Here is a 17279-nt window from a genome sequence, read left to right as displayed (position 1 = left end):
ATACTTTTTTTAATTACAAAATCAATTACAAAACTTACAAAAACTATTTTTACTATTGAAAGCGTTTTAATATTGTTATTAAGAAAACGAGGGGGTGCCATATGGGAATTCAAAAGAATGTGGAAGCGGTATCATTTTCTGAAGGAAATGAAGTACAAAGAGAATCTTTCGCTTCTAAAATTATGAATGTAAAAATCGGTGTTATACCTTTACCGTTATATGTAGTATTGGCTGCTATTATTTATGGGGCATCTGTATATAATAAATTGCCAGCAGATATGATTGGTGGATTTGCAGTTATTATGATCATGGGGATTTTCTTAGGCGATATTGGGATGAGAATTCCAATTTTAAAAAATATCGGCGGTCCAGCAATACTTTCGTTATTTATTCCATCATTACTTGTATTTTTTAACTGGATGAATCCAGCTTCAATGGAAGCTGCGACAATGTTAATGAAAAAATCGAACTTTTTATATCTATATATTTCTTGTTTAGTAGTCGGAAGTATTTTAGGAATGAACCGTAAAGTGTTAGTACAAGGTTTCGTTCGTATGTTTATTCCTTTAGTAGTAGGGACGTTAGCTTCTGTAGCAGTAGGATTATTGGTCGGTTCACTATTTGGATTTGAAATGAAGCAGACATTCTTCTTTATCATCGTACCAATTGTGAGTGGTGGTATCGGGGAAGGAATTTTACCATTGTCGCTAGCTTATAGTGATATTTTAAATGAATCATCAGCAACGTTTGTATCACAGCTTATTCCAGCAGCTATTATTGGAAATATGTTCGCAATTGTAAGTGCAGGGTATATGAAGCGTTTAGGTGAGAAGAAACCGGAGCTTAGTGGTAACGGTGTATTAGTGAAAACGGACAATCAAGCAGAATTATTAAAAGAACAAAATACAGAGAAGCCAATTGACTTCTCATTAATGGGAGCAGGTTTATTAATTGCGTGTACGTTCTTCATCTTCGGAGGATTTGCTTCTAAGTTCATCGGTATTCCTGGGGCAATCATTATGATTTTCTCAGCAGCACTTGTGAAATACTTTAAATTAATGCCAGCGAAAATGGAGCAAGGAGCATTCCATTTATATAAATTTATTTCAAAAAATTTAACTTGGCCTTTAATGGTTGGATTAGGATTGCTATATATTCCGTTAAAAGACGTAGCAGCAGTTCTTTCAGTAGGATATGTTGTTGTGTGTGCATCGGTTGTTCTTACAATGGTAGCATCAGGTTTTCTTGTAGGGAAAGTGATGAAAATGTATCCAGTTGAATCAGCGATTGTAACTGGATGTCATAGTGGTTTAGGTGGAACTGGAGATGTCGCTATTTTATCGGCTTCAAATCGTATGGAATTAATGCCGTTCGCGCAAATTTCTACTCGTTTAGGCGGAGCGGCAATGGTTGTAACAGCGACAATATTATTAAAGATGTTTTCATGATTAAACAAGCTAGCTATATTCATATAGCTAGCTTGTCAAATTAAGGGGAGATTATAAGTATGTTAGCAAATCAAATTAATGAAAGATCATTGTTATTGCATAAAGAGTTAGTAGGGAAAATTGAAATTACAAGTAAAGTGGAGGTAAATTCAGCGGATGATTTAAGCCTGACGTATACACCAGGTGTAGCGGAGTCTTGTAAAGCAATTGCGGCAGATGAAGAAACGGTGTATGACTATACAGCACGTGGTAATATGGTGGCGGTTGTCTCAGATGGAACAGCGGTACTTGGTTTAGGAAACATTGGACCAAAAGCGGCTATGCCTGTTATGGAAGGAAAAAGTATTTTGTTTAAGAAGTTTGCGAATGTAGATGCTTTCCCATTATGTTTAGGCACAACGGATGTAGATGAAATCGTTACCCTTGTAAAAAATTTAGAGCCTACATTTGCAGGGATTAATTTAGAAGATATTGCAGCACCACGTTGTTTTGAAATTGAAAAGCGATTAAAAGAAGAAACGAATATTCCTATATTCCATGATGATCAACATGGAACAGCTATTGTCGTTTTAGCAGCTGTTATTAATGCATTAAAAGTTGTTAGCAAACAAATGGATAATGTAAAAATCGTTATTAACGGTGCGGGTTCGGCAGGAATTGCAATTGGAAAATTATTATTAAAGGCTGGTGCAAAGTACATTACATTAGTTAGCTTAGAAGGTATTGTTTGTGAAGGTGAAACATGGATGAACGAAGCGCAAATTGAAGTTTCAAAAAAGACAAATCGTGAACATGTGCGTGGAACGTTAAAAGAAGCGATTCACCAAGCTGATATTTTTATTGGCGTATCTGCTCCTAACGTATTAACGAAAGAACTTGTACAGACGATGAATGAGAAAGCAATTGTGTTTGCAATGGCGAATCCAATTCCAGAAATCTTCCCTGAGGATGCATTAGAGGCTGGGGCAGCTGTAGTAGGAACTGGGCGCTCGGATTATGCGAATCAAGTAAATAATGTATTGGCGTTTCCCGGAATATTCCGCGGTGCGTTAGATGTGCGCGCGACTGATATTACAGAAGAGATGAAATTAGCGGCAGCATATGGGATCGCTAACATCATTACGGACGAAGAACGTAATGCGAATTATGTAATCCCGAATCCATTAGATAAAAGAGTTGTTCCAAGTGTTGCAGAAGCAGTAGCGAAAGCAGCTATTGATTCAGGCGTGGCGCAAATTACGAAAATAACAAGTTATTAATAGCTAAAAGCAGTGCCTAAAAAGGCACTGCTTTTTTGAGATAAGAAATCAAAATAATGAAGAAGTGTAGAATTATTTATGTTTCTTCACTATTTATTTAATTCCATTGCAACTTGTTTACCATTTACTAAAACCTCAGTTACTGCTACGATCACTTCTATCATTTTTTTCATCTCTCCTCGTTTCATTTCTTACTTTAAGTATAAGAGAAGAGAGATAATTCAACTATCGAAGTACATGACGTAGAAATTACATTGTTGTAAGAAAGTGGTTTATTTTTGTCACTTTACTCAGCGGTGATTACAAACTGATCATAATATTTTTCATTCACATATATATTTAATAACCATAATCCAGATGAAGGTAGTGACATAGCGAGAGGGAGTTCGCTTGTAGTAGAATCGATTGTATTTGAAGTAGTCCAAGTTTGTTTGGAAGTTTCTTTTTGAAAGAGTACTGGTGTTGGAGTTACAGATCCTTGTTTTAGCGCAATAATAGACAATTTTCCAGTTGGTATTTCAGAATCTAGAAAGTACCACATTATTTCATTTTGTTCATTTGCGATAATAGGACTATCAGCCATTGCGATTTTTTTTTCGATGCCTTTTAAAGGTATTTTTCCGTCTATGAATGAGGGTGCTTCTTCCCAATTTACATCTTTTAAAACACTAAGGTGAAAGAAGGAAGGTGCGTTCACTTGAGTGGATGATGTTGTGACAGCTTCTGTTTTAGGTACTTTTGAATCAGGTTGTGCTTGTGTGCATCCAGTGATGAGGAAGGAGAGAAGTAGCATAGTTCCGATTTTTTTCATGGTGCCACACTCCTAGTTTTTATTGTTAGTGTAATTGTATTTGCTAGAAGGCGGGACAATTCCTTTAAATTATAAAAAGAGGTCGTAAGTTTTGTACGACCTCTTTTGACATTTTTTATCCCGTAAAAGCCCGATTGGTGTAGGTTAATAATCTGTGGGGGGGATGAACAAACCCACACTGATTAAAGTTTCACCTTATATTTGTTCGGTTGTATAGGTTGGTTCGGTTTCTTTTTGAGGCATCGTCAAAAAAATAACGGACAGAACGATACATACGCCGCCTAATAATTGATATGTTCCAAAAGATTCATTTAGCCAAGTGATTGAAACGATGGCAGCTACAAGGGGTTCAATGCTAGATAAAATGCTTGTTTCTGTTGCGGCTAAATATTTCAGACTACCGATATAAAGAAGGAAAGAAAGAGTGCCGCTTATAATGATAAGAATAAGCATAGAAAAAGTTTTTGGTGTAAAGGTTTGTGAAAGCTGACTCCATCCAAACGAACTATTACAAATAAGCAGGGCGATGCCGCCGATTAACATCCCCCAGCCAATTACTATGGTTGTTCCGCATGCTTTAATAAGCGAAGCTGGATGGAGGGTATAAAATGCAAATCCGATTGCTGTTAATAGTCCAAAAATAATAGCTTCTTTAGATAAAACAACATTTTCAATTGAGCCATTTGTAATAATGAAGTATGTCCCTGTTAGCGCAGTTATAATTGCGAATAGTTGCATAGAAGCAGGGAATTTTCTTTGTTCAAATGCAACATACATGGTAATAAGAACAGGACCTAGAAATTGAAATAGCGTTGCTGTGACCGCGTTACTAATATGAACCGTTTCGATAAAGGCGTATTGTGCACCGAGCATGCCGAGAATAGAGAAAATAATAAGTTGTATAGAATATCTAGGGTGTTTCCAAATTTGAAATATGTTTTGTTTCTTTGTAAGTAAGAAAGACAAAATAAATATTCCTGCAAGCAACAAGCGAATTGTTAAAAAATCAATTGAGGATACATTAGTATGCTGAAATAGCCATTGAATCATTGGACCAGATAATCCCCATAATGTAGCCCCTGTAATAATCATAATAAGTCCGATACGTCTACCATTGTTCATTATCATGTTTCTCCTCTCCGGTATTTGATTTTTTATGTGTGACATGATAAAAGGAATTATATATAACTTCTGGTACTGTAAAAAGTATCAGATTTTAGTTTTATTAAGGGGTCAGATATTATGTTAGAATTAACGCCTAATTTAAATGTGAATAGTAAAAAGGCATTATATGTGCAATTGTATGAGTATATAAAAAAAGAAATTAAAGATGGATCGATTGTACCTTTTACGAAATTACCAGCTAAGCGAAAGTTAGCGATACATTTACAAGTAAGTAAAAATACAGTAGAGGCAGCGTACGAACAATTACTTGCAGAAGGTTATATTGAGTCGATATCGAGAAAAGGTTATTTTGTATGCAAGATTGAGCAAATGTTATTTTGTATGCAAGATTGAGCAAATGTTATTTTGTATGCAAGATTGAGCAAATGTTATTTTGTATGCAAGATTGAGCAAATGGTTCATGTAGAGGATTGCGGAGAGAGAATAGAAGAAGTACCGTTTCAGGAGAAGAGTTATAAATTTGACTTTACACAAACAGGAATTGATACAAATGCTTTTCCATTCAATATGTATCGGAAAATTGTAAATGAAGTATGGCAGCCGCATAATAACGAACTTCTCTTTCTAGGACACCCTCAAGGGGAAGCGAGCTTAAGAGAAGAGATTACGAATTATTTGTATGAATCTAGAGGTGTGCGTTGTTCAGCTAGTCAAATTGTATTAGGAGCGGGAACACAAATATTAGTGAAACTATTGTTTCAATTGTTAAAGGGAAGCAATTATGCAGTTGAAAACCCAGGGTATCATAGGAAGATGGTTGTTTTTGAACAGGGAGAAGCAAGAGTCCAAATGTTATCTTTAGATAGAGATGGAATTTGTATTGCAGATTTAGAAAATAGCAATGCGAATGTTGTATTTGTTACACCTTCCCATCAGTTTCCATATGGAATGATTATGCCTATTACGAGAAGGATGCAGCTCTTACAATGGGCAAAGAAAGAAGAGGGCAGGTATATGATTGAAGATGATTATGATAGTGAATTTCGCTATTCTGGAAAGCCTATACCGGCGCTACAAGGGTTAGATACAGAGGGGAAAGTTATTTATATGGGGACGCTATCTAAAGCATTATTGCCATCGCTACGGATGAGCTATATGGTGTTGCCGAAGAAATTAATTAAAAAGTATCAACAGCAATATTTATTTTATACACAAAGTGTTTCAAGAATGGACCAAGAAGTGATTAGAAGATTTTTAAATGAAGGCTATTGGGAAAAACATATTCATAAAATGCGTGTCGTCTACCGAAAGAAGAGAGATCGACTTGTTTTTGAAATAGAGAAGTATTTCTCTAATCGTGTTGAAGTGATAGGAGAAGATTCGGGATTACACATTTTATTAAAAGTGCATAACGGAATGCGGGAAGAAGAATTAATTCAAGAAGCTGCGAAACATAGTATCAAAATATATCCTGTGTCTACGTACTATAAAGACGGTACGGCGCCTGAGAGTGTAGTTTTACTTGGGTTTGCGATATTATCAGAGGAAGAAATTGCGAAAGCGATTCAATTATTACACACGGCATGGTTTACCAGAAAGTAAAAAACATCCTCCAAACATGAGGATGTTTTTTATTATTTATTTTCATCTAAGAATAAGACCATATGCTCTTCGTCCCAATATTGTCCGTTATATTTTAATGAACGTTCTTGTACACCGAATGTTTTAAAACCTAATGATTCATAAAGTTTTTTCGCTCCATCGTTGCCAACAACAACATCAAGCATAACTTGTTCTACTTCTAAAGATTTAGCAAGCTCAAGACATTCTTTAATAAGTGCTTTTCCTGCTCCAAGTCCACGTGCTTTTGGAGATACATATACAGAACCGATTTTAGCTTTATGTTCTTGTTTTACATATGGTTTCGTTTCCAGTGTTGCAACCCCGATTAATTTTCCATCTTTAAATGCACCTAGCGTATAGTTTTCATCTTGTGCTAATTTTTGTGCTTTATATTCAATCGCACACTCTTTATTAATAATATCTTCATAAGAAGAGCTGAATGCTTCAGGGTTTTGCTTTAATCCTTCTACGCGAAGTTCTAAGTAAATTTCTGCTTCGTCTTTTGTTAATACATGGATATCCAATTATATCACCCTCCAAATCTTTGCAAATGTACCTTTATTTTATATTGAAATAAGAATAATTTCAAAAGCTTAGCTTATATGAGCTGTTTTTATGAACAAAATAACACCAGTAGTGTTTACTACTACTGGTGTTTTCACACGCATATTATTCAAAAGGTAGCTCGATTATAAAGTTTGTTCCCGCTCCTAATTGGCTTGTTACTAGAATAGAACCGTTATGCAATTCTACAATTTCCTTTGCAACAGCTAGCCCGATACCTTTTCCGCCTGTAGCTCGTGTTCTAGATTTATCGACACGATAAAAGCGGTCAAAAATATGCGGGATATCTTCTTCAGGAATACCTTCACCTTCATCTTGTACACTTATTGTAAAAGAATCTGTTTCCATGAGTACACGTATCGTAATAGATGTGTTTTCTGGCGAATGTTGATAAGCGTTGTGTAATAAATTTAACATAACTTGTTCCATACGTCTTTCGTCTATACAAACTTCTAAATCATCTTTGCAATATACATGAAGTTGCATTTGCTTATTCGTTAATGTTGTTTTTGTTTTTTCAACCATTCGTTCTAAAAATGGCTGAAGAAGCACTTTTTGTTTTTTTATAACAAATTGGTGTTGTTCTAATTGTACAAGCATAAATAAATCTTGGACGAGATCGGTTACACTATCCGTTTCATCCTCAATGATTTGTAAGTATTCTTCTCGCTCCTCTTTTGTTAAAGAGTCTCTCTTTGCTACCTTTGCATAACCCTTCATATAGGTCAATGGAGTTAATAGTTCATGAGCGACACTAGCGAGAAATTCATTGCGCTCTTTTTTCATATACGTAAGTTCACTCGATAAATCTTCAATTGTTTTTGCTAAACTTCCGAGTTCATCATTCCGTTTAATACCTAATTGAATTGGTTTATTTAATTTTGACATTTTTTCTGTCGCTCTCTTCATTTTTACAAGTGGTTCTGTAATAACGCGTGAAAAAACAAAGACAGAAATTGTTGTTAAAATAATTGTTAAAACGCTAATGATAAGAAATTGGTTCATGAGTTTAAGTAACATATTTTCTAGGAAAGATGTTTTTAATAGCATATATAGCTTTCCTTGAAACTTTGTTGTGTTAAGTGGGCTTACTGTTGTGATGAACTTTGATTTTTTCCAGTTTCTTTCAACGACCAATCCGCCGTCTGGGACAGTTTCTGTTTTACAAGTAAGTTGTTTTTGCATATCTTTTGTTACGGGTTCTGAGGTGGAAATAATTTTGCCGTTATGGTCAGTAATAATGATAGCTATATCGGAGTTAGAAATTGATTCCGATTCAACTAAGTGTGCAGCCTCATTCGTAATATCGAACTCAGGATACACAGGACGTTTAGGATTTTTATTATGTTCAGCGTGTTTCATTTCTTTATAATATTCATCCCGTCTCTCGCGGCTTTTAATTTTTTTACTATAGCGATTACCTTTCTCTAAAAGAGCATCTGTTTCCTCTACAATACGCATTTTTGAAAGGCTTTTATAAAAAGATACGAAAGCAATTGTTTCAATACATAAAGCTAATATTAAAAAGTATGTCCCAATTTTAAGGGAAAGTTTACTCATTTTTTCACCATACCTTATTCATAATAAAGAGTCAGTGGTATACGATTTCCCACTGACCGAAGTAATTATTCACTTTTCCATTTATATCCGACTTTATAGACCGTTTCTAGGTAATCTTCAATTGGAAATCCTTTTTTGCGTAGTTTATCACGGATATTACGAATGTGTGAATCAATTGTTCTATATTCGATATCTGTTTCATAGCCCCAAATTTTTTCGATTAAATCATCTCGGCTATAAGCACGGTTTGTATTTTGCAAAAATAGTCCGAGTAACGAAAATTCGATAGGAGTTAATGAGATTTTTTCATCATAAACTGTGACAGTATGTTTCGTTTTATCCCACTCAATACCATTGAAACTAACAAAGCCATCTTTCTTTGTACGGCGTAATATAGCCTCGATTCGTGCGACTAATACATGCTCATCAAATGGTTTTGTAATATAATCATCTGCGCCCATCGTGAGGCCTTTCACCATATCGTAGTTTTGGTTGCGAGCTGTTAACATAATGATAGGAACGTTGGAAATTTGACGAATTTGATAGCAAGTATCCCATCCATCCATACTTGGCATCATAACATCTAATAAAATAATATCGAATTCTTTTTGTTCGATTAATTTTAGTGCTTCAAGGCCAGAGGTAGCTTTCATACAAAAATAGCCGCGAGGGCTTAAGAACAGATCTAATAATCGTAACATACGTTCTTCATCGTCTACTAATAAAATTTTTACCATAATCTTGTGCACCCCAAACTGTTCATTCTACTTGTATAGTTTACATGAAAATAGTCAACTACCCCCACTGAAATGAATCGTTTCAGTGGGGGCTTGAGTTTGAACGCTAGGTCTTTTTGTCCATCGCTAGACAGTTTGACGCTCTAGCATTCATGCCACCTTATGGTAACACCCCAAGTATGTTTTTGGTTGGTACTGGCAACGAATGATTGTTTTCCCACTTGCACCACCCTTTCGAAAAAGAGCAATTCTCCCTTGTGGAAGAAGCCACCACTCAGATGAATCTGGCGTGTGCTACAAGCCCCGACAAGTCGAGTACATATGGATGGTTGACGCACCCACTAAGCTATGCGCGAAGCAACAGCCTTACGTTTTTGCACTTCTAATAGAATCGGCGTTTTCACTTTAAGATTCTCTTTCAATACTACCACTTTTGATTTGTGCAATGTATTCAGCGCACCATTAATATCAGCGTGGATACATGTTCCTGCTTTACTTTGGTACAGACCACGAGTCATTCGTTTGCCACTAAAGTGATAGTGTGTCCTATCATCCTTAGTCCAAACTGGAACCGGATCTTTATCAAGAAAACTAGCTTTTGAAGTATAGCTTTCTTCTTGTTTGAAAAACCGGATGCCTTCTTTTATACATTTATTCTCAATTGCCGCAATCAGTTTATGAAACGGGATTTGAACAAATTGTTGATTATTCTTTTTTCCCATATCTGATTTTTGTTTCCAACCAGCGTTATAACCTACTACAACCGTATCTACACTACATTCTTTCACTTTTTTAAACAACAAGCCTACAGTTTGTGAAATGTAACCATTTATTTGCCTTTCCCGTTTATGCCAAAGTGCAGCCATTTTGTTCGTTACAACTCGTTTTGAAATTCCGTTTTCAACATTTTTCTGTTGCAGACTACGTATCATTTTATTGAAGTATTGGTTAATGGCTTTTAGTTTTTTACCATCAATTAAAAATGTATCACCTGTATTGGTTACGCAACTTACTAATCTGTCTACACCTAAATCGCAACTCAAAGCGTTATTCGTAGTCGTGGATGTTTTCTTCATTTGAGAAACGTGCATCTCATATGTGTAATGCACCTCAAAGAACCGACCTTTTTGCTTCGGTACAAGCTCAATGTAGGAGATTTTTTTATGTCTTAAGTTTTTCGGCATACGTATTTTAATGGAACCGAATTTTTTTCTGAATGCAACACTCATCGGAATCAGCCAATACCCGTTATCATCCACTTTTGGCACTTGATAGATTTCAATGATTCGTTTGTCAGTTGAATGAGAATAATTCGGAAAATTAGGACGCCCTGTGAATGCTTCAGGATTTTTCTTCCACGTTTCCAATGCCTTAAAAAAGCTCTTCACTTCTGCATATAAGGCTCTACGAATAGCCTGCACAGAGTTTGATTGCACGCCCCAGTAGTTCATATCGGCTTGCATGGCGGTATCTACTTCTTTTACAGTAGCCATTTTATTATGGTTCAAATAACTTTGTTTCATCGTGTACAATCCAACATTTCGCAATGCTTTTGAACTATGTGACATGCGTTGCAGTAAGCGGAATTCTTTTGCAGTCAGACTAGCTCGTCCGATATTTTGTTTCTGCGTGAATCGTTGCATGTTTTCTCTTTTCTTTTGTTTGCGTAATACTTTCACTGCTTTCTTTTTAACCATTGTTTTCACCACCTTTCTCAGAGAGTTCATTAAAATTATTTCTTCCCTAAGATAATATTTGAAATGAAACGGAACAAAATGTGAATATAGTCTTCATCGTAATTCCTTTTGGCTCAAGTAACCGAATGATTATCATTATTCAATTTCGTTGTTTTACGATCTATACCCTCCTTATCTAAGAGTAGATTGTATCGTAAGACAAAAAGAAACAAAAAAGTTCAGCCTTATTGACTGACGGCAATTCATCTCCACCTGAATTGTTGGGTTTCACCCGTAACACAAATCAGATGGAGTCTTCTTGCCGAAAAGGATAAAAACTCTTTTTATGTGATTGAATGGAGGGCTGATTTTTTCGCTCAGAGTAATTGACATAAAAAATGCACTAGTTTTGCACAACTATTTTTTATAATAGAAAACGTAGCGACACAAAATACCCTATGTTGCGACATAACGTCATGTCATTTTATTTATAAAATGACAATTCCATTCTATTGTGTATGTGAGATAGAGAGGGTTTTCGTATTCACCTCGCATCGGATAAGAAAAATTTCCTATCTCACACTTTTTTTAAAAGGAGATCATACACATGAATCCAAAAGAAGAAATTTCAAAAAAAGAAAAGCAAGATCGTAATACGGTTGTCATGTGTGTTGCCGTATCTATGGTTATTATTATAAGTTGCGTAAATAAAATTTTAGGGATTTTATAAAATAAAAAAGCTGATTGCTTCTTAAGAAGCAATCAGCTTTTTTCATTATTAGGGGAGTATTCCTATATGATAAACCAAGGTAAAATTGCTAAACCAGAAGTTACAATTGCTGTAGTAAATATTAAAAGAACAGCTCGTTTGTTTTGTTTTATGTCACATTCTCCTCTACATATCAATTGAATGCTATACGTTCATTTTGTGATTGGTGCTTTACTAATTAAAGTTTCACTTTATATTTTTAGTATAATGAATGGTAAGGATTGGTACGATCGATAAAGGTGACATGAAGATTACATTGTTGTAATGCAAAAAAACATCTTTCTTATTAAGAAAGATGTTTTTGGAAAACTACCCCGTAAAAGCCCGATTGGTTCAGCTAATACTCAGTGGGGGATGGAAAAATCCCCCACTGAGTAAAGTTTCACTTTATATTGAAGTATTAATCATTTAAGAACAGAACCATATGTTCCTCGTCCCAATATTGACCGTTATGTTTTAATGAACGTTCTTGTACGCCGTAAGTTTGGAAACCTAATGATTCATATAATTTTTTGGCACCAGCGTTACCAACTACAACATCGAGCATAAGTTGTTCTACATGTAATTTATCGGCGTTTTCAATAATGGCTTTAATGAGAGCTCGTCCTGCTCCGAGACCACGTGCTTTTGGAGAAACAAAAACGGAGCCAATTTTTGCTTTATGTTCTTGTTTAATAAATGGTTTTGTTTCTAAAGTAGCGATACCAATTAAATCATTATCTTTGAAGACACCTAGAGTATACTTATCCGGATTGCTTAATCGTTTAGCCATAGCAGCTACAGGATCCTCATGTTTCAAAACATCTTCATAAGAAGAGCTAAAAGCTTCCGGATTTTTCGTTAAACCTTCCATACAAACTTTTAAATATATTTCTGCGTCCTCTGTTGTTAATAAGCGAATTTCCATAGTTGTAACCTCCCTGGTGGATTTCAAATAAATCCATTACTTTTATAAGATTGAGTATATGTTTTGTTAGTATTCTCTTTTAATTTGTAAAAGAATGAAAAGATATATGCTACAATGTTTTGTTTTAATTATGTAATGAAATTATATATTAACTTTGTTAACTATTCAAGTGTTTAATATGTTACATTTTTATAACTAAAATAAATCCTCGATTGAGGATTTATTTTTTAAACATTGGATTGATAGCCATCAATTCGTTTTGGATGTGTGTAAATATTACAAGATTCATTTCTAATAAACCCTACGACTGTAATGCCTAAATCATGGGCAAGTTGCAATGCCAGTTTTGTTGGAGCGGATTTAGATAGAACAATTTCACATCCGATTTTTGAAACTTTGAGTAAAATTTCGGATGAAATACGTCCGCTAAATGCGATGATTTTTCCTTTAATGGATATATCGTTACGCAAACAATGACCATATATTTTATCTAATGCATTATGTCTTCCAATATCCATTCTTGATAGGAGGATATTGTTTCGATCACATAGCGCGGTATTGTGAACACCGCCAGTTTGGCGAAATGTAGTAGAAGATTGTTGCAAGGTATTCATTAAATGAAAGCATTCTTCAGGAGTAATTTTTACATGTATATCATGTAAGTCTTTTGCTTTTGCTGCGTCGTTTACGAAAATAAAACCTTGTCTACCTTTTCCGCAGCAAGAAGTGATGTATCGTTTATTATATAAAGTTTGATAGAGCGGATTCACTTTTGATGATTTTACATGGACAATTCCGTTATCTTTTTGAACCCATAGTTCTTCAACATCTTTATAGGAAGAAATAATCCCCTCAGAAATTAAAAAACCAATTACCATATCTTCAATATAATTTGGTGTGCATACGACTGTTACATATTCTTCACCATTCAATTTAATAGTAATAGGAGATTCTGTGACAATCTCATCAAGTTGTTTTGAAAATGTACCAGATTGATAACGTACAATTGTATAAGTCTCTTGCGTAGGCCCCATATTTAATTCCCCTTTTATATGTATTTCTCTCCCACATTTATCATAAAACAATGGAAAAAATAAAAACACCTATTAACAAGAAGATCACAGATTATTTTGGTTATTATTGTATATGTACGATATAATAGAACTGTAGAATAGTGATATTTTCAAGCTTTCGTAGTTATACCTTATAACATCTAGAATCGACTTCATAAGAAAGTATTTGGGTAGAGCGTTTCAAAAATATGTACAGTAATGCGATTTTGAAAACGGATTCATAATTGTGTTGTACAGTTGGTTGTAAGGAGAGGGGAAACTATGGCAGAACAGACAGTCCGTGTAACCGTCGATGGTAAAGAATTTTCTGCATCAGGTGAAAAGACGATACTACAATTATTTAACGAGAGTAATTTGGAACATCCTCAAATTTGTCATGTACCAGAAGTAGATCCAATTCAAACTTGTGATACGTGTATTGTAGAAGTAAATGGAAAGTTATTGCGTGCTTGTTCAACGAAATTAGAGAACGGTATGCATATCGAAAGACAGTCCCAGCGTGCAAAAGAGGCACAGACTGAGGCAATGGATCGAATATTAGAGAATCATCTATTGTATTGTACCGTTTGTGATAACAATAATGGTAACTGTAAAGTCCATAATACAGTACATATGATGGGAATTGAGGAACAGAAATATCCGTATGAGCCAAAAGTAAGTGCGTGTGAAGTGGATATGTCACATCCATTTTATCGATATGATCCAAATCAATGTATTGCTTGTGGGCAGTGTGTAGAAGTATGTCAAAACTTACAAGTGAATGAAACTATATCAATTGATTGGAGCTTAGACCGTCCACGTGTTATATGGGACAATGGTGTAAGTATAAATGACTCATCTTGTGTAAGTTGTGGGCAGTGTGTAACAGTATGTCCATGTAATGCGTTAATGGAAAAAACAATGCTGGGTGAAGCTGGATTCATGACAGGATTGAAACCGGATGTGTTAGATCCGATGATTGATTTTGTAAAGGATGTAGAGCCGGGATATAGTAGTATTTTAGCAGTTTCAGAAGTAGAGGCTGCGATGCGTAAGACGAAAGTGAATAAAACAAAAACAGTTTGTACATTTTGTGGTGTAGGTTGTTCATTTGAAGTATGGACGAAAGACCGCCACATTTTGAAAGTGCAGCCTGTTTCAGATGCGCCGGTTAACGGTATTTCCACATGTGTAAAAGGCAAATTTGGATGGGATTTTGTAAACAGTGAAGATCGTATTACAAAGCCATTAATTCGCCAAGGAGATATGTTTGTTGAAGCTTCATGGGAAGAGGCTCTGGAAGTTGTTGCATCCAATATGCAGCATATTAAATCAGAATATGGAAGTGATGCATTTGGGTTTATTTCTTCTTCGAAAGTAACGAATGAAGAAAATTATCTTATGCAAAAACTAGCCCGTCAAATATATGGAACGAATAATGTAGACAACTGTTCCCGTTATTGTCAATCTCCAGCAACAGACGGTTTATTTAAAACTGTCGGTATGGGCGGGGACGCTGGAACAGTGAAAGATATTGCGGAAGCAGGCCTTGTCATTATCGTTGGAGCAAATCCAACAGAAGGACATCCTGTACTTGCAACGCGTGTAAAACGTGCTCATAAATTACATGACCAAAAATTAATTGTGGCAGACCTTCGTAAACATGAAATGGCAGAGCGTGCGGATTTATTCATTCATCCGCGCCAAGGAACTGATTACGTATGGCTCGCTGGTATTACGAAATATATTATTGATCAAGATTGGCACGATAAAAAGTTCATAGCTGAAAATGTGAAGAATTTTGATGAATATAGCAAAATGGTAGAAAAGTATACGCTTGATTATACAGAAGAAATTACGGGGATTTCGAAAGAAAATCTGAAAGAAATGGCTCGTATGGTATATGAAGCAGATGGTACTTGTGTACTTTGGGGAATGGGTGTAACTCAAAATACTGGAGGAAGTACAACTTCAGCAGCAATTTCAAATCTATTGCTTGTTACGGGTAACTATCGTCGTCCTGGTGCAGGAGCATATCCATTACGCGGACATAATAACGTACAAGGCGCTTGTGATATGGCAACATTACCAAACTGGCTTCCAGGTTACCAAGCAGTTTCAGATGATGCGCTCCGTGCGAAATTTGAAAAAGCATACGGTACTACAATTCCGAAAGCACCAGGCTTAAATAATATTGCAATGTTACTGGCGGCAGATGAAGGGAAACTGCGTGGTATGTATGTTATGGGTGAAGAAATGGCTTTAGTAGATTCGAATGCCAACCATGTACAACATATTTTAGCGAATTTAGATTTCCTTGTTGTTCAAGATATGTTCTTATCGAAAACAGCTCGTTTTGCTGATGTTATTTTACCGGCAGCACCAAGCTTAGAAAAAGAGGGAACATTTACGAATACAGAGCGCCGTATTCAAAGATTATATGAAGTATTGAAGCCGCTTGGTGATTCAAAGCCAGACTGGTGGATTTTACAAAAAGTAGCTCGTGCACTTGGCGGGGACTGGAATTATGAAAGTCCAAGTGAAATCATGGATGAAATCGCATCGCTTGCACCTTTATATTCTCAGGCAACATACGATCGTTTAGAAGGATGGAATAGTTTATGTTGGGGTAGCCATGATGGCAGTGATACACCGCTATTATATGTGGACGGATTTAACTTCCCGGATAAACTAGCTCGTCTATCATTAGATGAATGGGTACCACCAGTTGTAGCACCAGATGAGTATGATTTACTTTTAAATAATGGTCGTATGTTAGAACATTTCCATGAAGGGAATATGACGAATAAATCGGCTGGTATTTTATCTAAAGTATCTGAAGTGTTCGTTGAAATCTCGCCTGAACTTGCCCTAGAGCGCAATGTGAAAGATGGTGGTCTTGTAGAATTAGCATCACCATTTGGGAAAATTAAAGTACAGGCACTTGTTACAGATCGTGTAACGGGGAAAGAGCTATATTTACCGATGCATGCAACGGTAAATGAAGAGGCAATCAATATTTTAACTGGAACGGCGACAGATCTTTATACATGTACACCAGCGTACAAACAAACGATGGTAAAGATGCGTGTACTACGTGAAAAAGGGAATCGTCCGTTACCATCTTCAAACCCGAGAGATAAAAAGCGTAATCCGCAAAACGGTGTTGAAATCGAGCAAAAATGGCAAAGAAAACAATACGTATCACTTGTGGACTAGGGGGCGGAGATAGTGGCGAAAGAAATTACTGTAATTAAAAAGAAAGTTGTAACAGAGGAAGAACAGAAACAGCAAGTAGCAGATGAACTTCTAAATGAGCTATCTAATAATCGTGAAGCAGTAGAAGAAACGATGCAGCTTTTAGCACAGTTGCAGAAGGCTGGTATATTAGATGCGGCAATTAGTTTACTTGCTGCGAAGGAAGATGTTTCAAAAATCGCTGTGGAGCAATTAAATCGTGAACCCGTTAAAAATGCGTTAAATAATATGATGGGGGCAGGAGAAGCGTTATCTTCAGTTGACCCAGAAATAACGAAGCAAATTACGTCAAGTTTAGTTACAGGATTGCAATTTGCAACAGATGAATTAAATTGTGGTAAAAAAACAAAAGTGATGGATTTCTTTAAAGTATTAAAAGATCCAGATATCAATAGAGCTATTACATTCGGTTTTAGCTTCTTGAAAGCATTTGGACAAGGGCTAGAGAAAAAATAGAATAAATGAAAAAGTGATGGGAAGTAGCCATCAC

Annotated in this window: 13 protein-coding genes and 1 pseudogene; 6 read left to right on the top strand and 8 right to left on the bottom strand. The window is 35.7% G+C overall.

What is annotated here, in order from left to right:
* Positions 1–101 precede the first annotated feature (101 nt).
* Together ASE54_RS31340 and ASE54_RS31335 are read left to right on the top strand one after the other, a co-directional pair.
* Positions 102–1448 (top strand): 2-hydroxycarboxylate transporter family protein, encoded by a 1347-nt coding sequence (locus ASE54_RS31340; protein WP_000512725.1) that lies wholly within the window; start codon positions 102–104, stop codon positions 1446–1448.
* 59 nt (positions 1449–1507) lie between these two features.
* Entirely contained in the window at positions 1508–2707 is a 1200-nt protein-coding gene (locus ASE54_RS31335) for a malic enzyme-like NAD(P)-binding protein (protein WP_000880775.1), read from the top strand.
* A 286-nt stretch (positions 2708–2993) separates the two neighbouring features.
* Here the strand turns inward: ASE54_RS31335 and ASE54_RS31330 are convergent, their stop codons facing one another.
* Together ASE54_RS31330 and ASE54_RS31325 are read right to left on the bottom strand one after the other, a co-directional pair.
* A complete protein-coding gene (locus tag ASE54_RS31330) occupies positions 2994–3518 on the bottom strand; it encodes a DUF4871 domain-containing protein (RefSeq protein WP_000719685.1) in 525 nt (174 codons plus the stop codon).
* A gap of 195 nt (positions 3519–3713) precedes the next feature.
* Positions 3714–4640: a DMT family transporter gene (locus ASE54_RS31325; RefSeq protein WP_001059061.1), complete on the bottom strand. Its 927-nt coding sequence runs from the start codon at positions 4638–4640 to the stop codon at positions 3714–3716.
* A 120-nt stretch (positions 4641–4760) separates the two neighbouring features.
* Here ASE54_RS31325 and ASE54_RS31315 point away from each other — a divergent pair.
* Positions 4761–6245: pseudogene (locus ASE54_RS31315) on the top strand (PLP-dependent aminotransferase family protein).
* Positions 6246–6277: 32 nt separating this feature from the next.
* On the opposite strand, the gene ASE54_RS31310 reads toward ASE54_RS31315, so the two are convergent.
* The 4 genes from ASE54_RS31310 to ASE54_RS31295 form a co-directional block, all read right to left on the bottom strand.
* Positions 6278–6790, bottom strand: coding sequence for a GNAT family N-acetyltransferase (locus ASE54_RS31310; RefSeq protein ID WP_000351212.1), 513 nt, complete (start codon positions 6788–6790; stop codon positions 6278–6280).
* 145 nt (positions 6791–6935) lie between these two features.
* The gene (locus ASE54_RS31305; RefSeq protein WP_000041024.1) at positions 6936–8390 is read right to left on the bottom strand and encodes a HAMP domain-containing sensor histidine kinase; all 1455 of its coding nucleotides are present in this window, start codon (positions 8388–8390) and stop codon (positions 6936–6938) included.
* Between the two features lie 65 nt (positions 8391–8455).
* Positions 8456–9127, bottom strand: coding sequence for a response regulator transcription factor (locus tag ASE54_RS31300; RefSeq protein WP_000238957.1), 672 nt, complete (start codon positions 9125–9127; stop codon positions 8456–8458).
* A 341-nt stretch (positions 9128–9468) separates the two neighbouring features.
* Positions 9469–10824 carry an RNA-guided endonuclease TnpB family protein gene (locus ASE54_RS31295; protein ID WP_000239359.1) on the bottom strand — a complete coding sequence of 452 codons (1356 nt, stop codon included), beginning with the start codon at positions 10822–10824 and terminating at the stop codon, positions 9469–9471.
* Between the two features lie 586 nt (positions 10825–11410).
* On the opposite strand from ASE54_RS31295, the gene ASE54_RS37470 reads away from it, so the two are divergent.
* The gene (locus ASE54_RS37470) at positions 11411–11533 is read left to right on the top strand and encodes a hypothetical protein (protein WP_001068392.1); all 123 of its coding nucleotides are present in this window, start codon (positions 11411–11413) and stop codon (positions 11531–11533) included.
* Positions 11534–11972: 439 nt separating this feature from the next.
* Here ASE54_RS37470 and ASE54_RS31290 read toward each other — a convergent pair whose 3' ends face one another.
* Positions 11973–12479, bottom strand: coding sequence for a GNAT family N-acetyltransferase (locus ASE54_RS31290; RefSeq protein ID WP_000405874.1), 507 nt, complete (start codon positions 12477–12479; stop codon positions 11973–11975).
* Positions 12480–12706: 227 nt separating this feature from the next.
* On the bottom strand, positions 12707–13513 hold the full coding sequence (gene fdhD, locus ASE54_RS31285) for a formate dehydrogenase accessory sulfurtransferase FdhD (RefSeq protein ID WP_000529230.1): 807 nt from the start codon (positions 13511–13513) through the stop codon (positions 12707–12709).
* 300 nt (positions 13514–13813) lie between these two features.
* Between fdhD and fdhF the strand changes: the two genes are divergently transcribed.
* Positions 13814–16750: a formate dehydrogenase subunit alpha gene (gene fdhF, locus ASE54_RS31280; protein WP_000840671.1), complete on the top strand. Its 2937-nt coding sequence runs from the start codon at positions 13814–13816 to the stop codon at positions 16748–16750.
* Positions 16751–16762: 12 nt separating this feature from the next.
* Positions 16763–17245: a DUF1641 domain-containing protein gene (locus tag ASE54_RS31275; protein WP_001040538.1), complete on the top strand. Its 483-nt coding sequence runs from the start codon at positions 16763–16765 to the stop codon at positions 17243–17245.
* Positions 17246–17279 lie beyond the last annotated feature (34 nt).

The sequence above is a fragment of the Bacillus sp. Root131 genome, from assembly GCF_001429475.1.
In the GTDB taxonomy this organism is placed as follows: Bacteria; Bacillota; Bacilli; order Bacillales; family Bacillaceae_G; genus Bacillus_A; species Bacillus_A thuringiensis_S.
This window is presented reverse-complemented; position numbering and strand designations above follow the sequence as displayed.

What these genes read in the sequence shown, in the direction of transcription:
- ASE54_RS31340 (WP_000512725.1), top strand. Translation starts at nt 102, where the DNA reads ATGGGAATTCAAAAGAATGTGGAAGCGGTATCATTTTCTGAAGGAAAT.
- ASE54_RS31335 (WP_000880775.1), top strand. Translation starts at nt 1,508, where the DNA reads ATGTTAGCAAATCAAATTAATGAAAGATCATTGTTATTGCATAAAGAG.
- ASE54_RS31330 (WP_000719685.1), bottom strand. Translation starts at nt 3,518, where the DNA reads ATGAAAAAAATCGGAACTATGCTACTTCTCTCCTTCCTCATCACTGGA.
- ASE54_RS31325 (WP_001059061.1), bottom strand. Translation starts at nt 4,640, where the DNA reads ATGAACAATGGTAGACGTATCGGACTTATTATGATTATTACAGGGGCT.
- ASE54_RS31305 (WP_000041024.1), bottom strand. Translation starts at nt 8,390, where the DNA reads ATGAGTAAACTTTCCCTTAAAATTGGGACATACTTTTTAATATTAGCT.
- ASE54_RS31300 (WP_000238957.1), bottom strand. Translation starts at nt 9,127, where the DNA reads ATGGTAAAAATTTTATTAGTAGACGATGAAGAACGTATGTTACGATTA.
- ASE54_RS31295 (WP_000239359.1), bottom strand. Translation starts at nt 10,824, where the DNA reads ATGGTTAAAAAGAAAGCAGTGAAAGTATTACGCAAACAAAAGAAAAGA.
- ASE54_RS37470 (WP_001068392.1), top strand. Translation starts at nt 11,411, where the DNA reads ATGAATCCAAAAGAAGAAATTTCAAAAAAAGAAAAGCAAGATCGTAAT.
- ASE54_RS31290 (WP_000405874.1), bottom strand. Translation starts at nt 12,479, where the DNA reads ATGGAAATTCGCTTATTAACAACAGAGGACGCAGAAATATATTTAAAA.
- fdhD (WP_000529230.1), bottom strand. Translation starts at nt 13,513, where the DNA reads ATGGGGCCTACGCAAGAGACTTATACAATTGTACGTTATCAATCTGGT.
- fdhF (WP_000840671.1), top strand. Translation starts at nt 13,814, where the DNA reads ATGGCAGAACAGACAGTCCGTGTAACCGTCGATGGTAAAGAATTTTCT.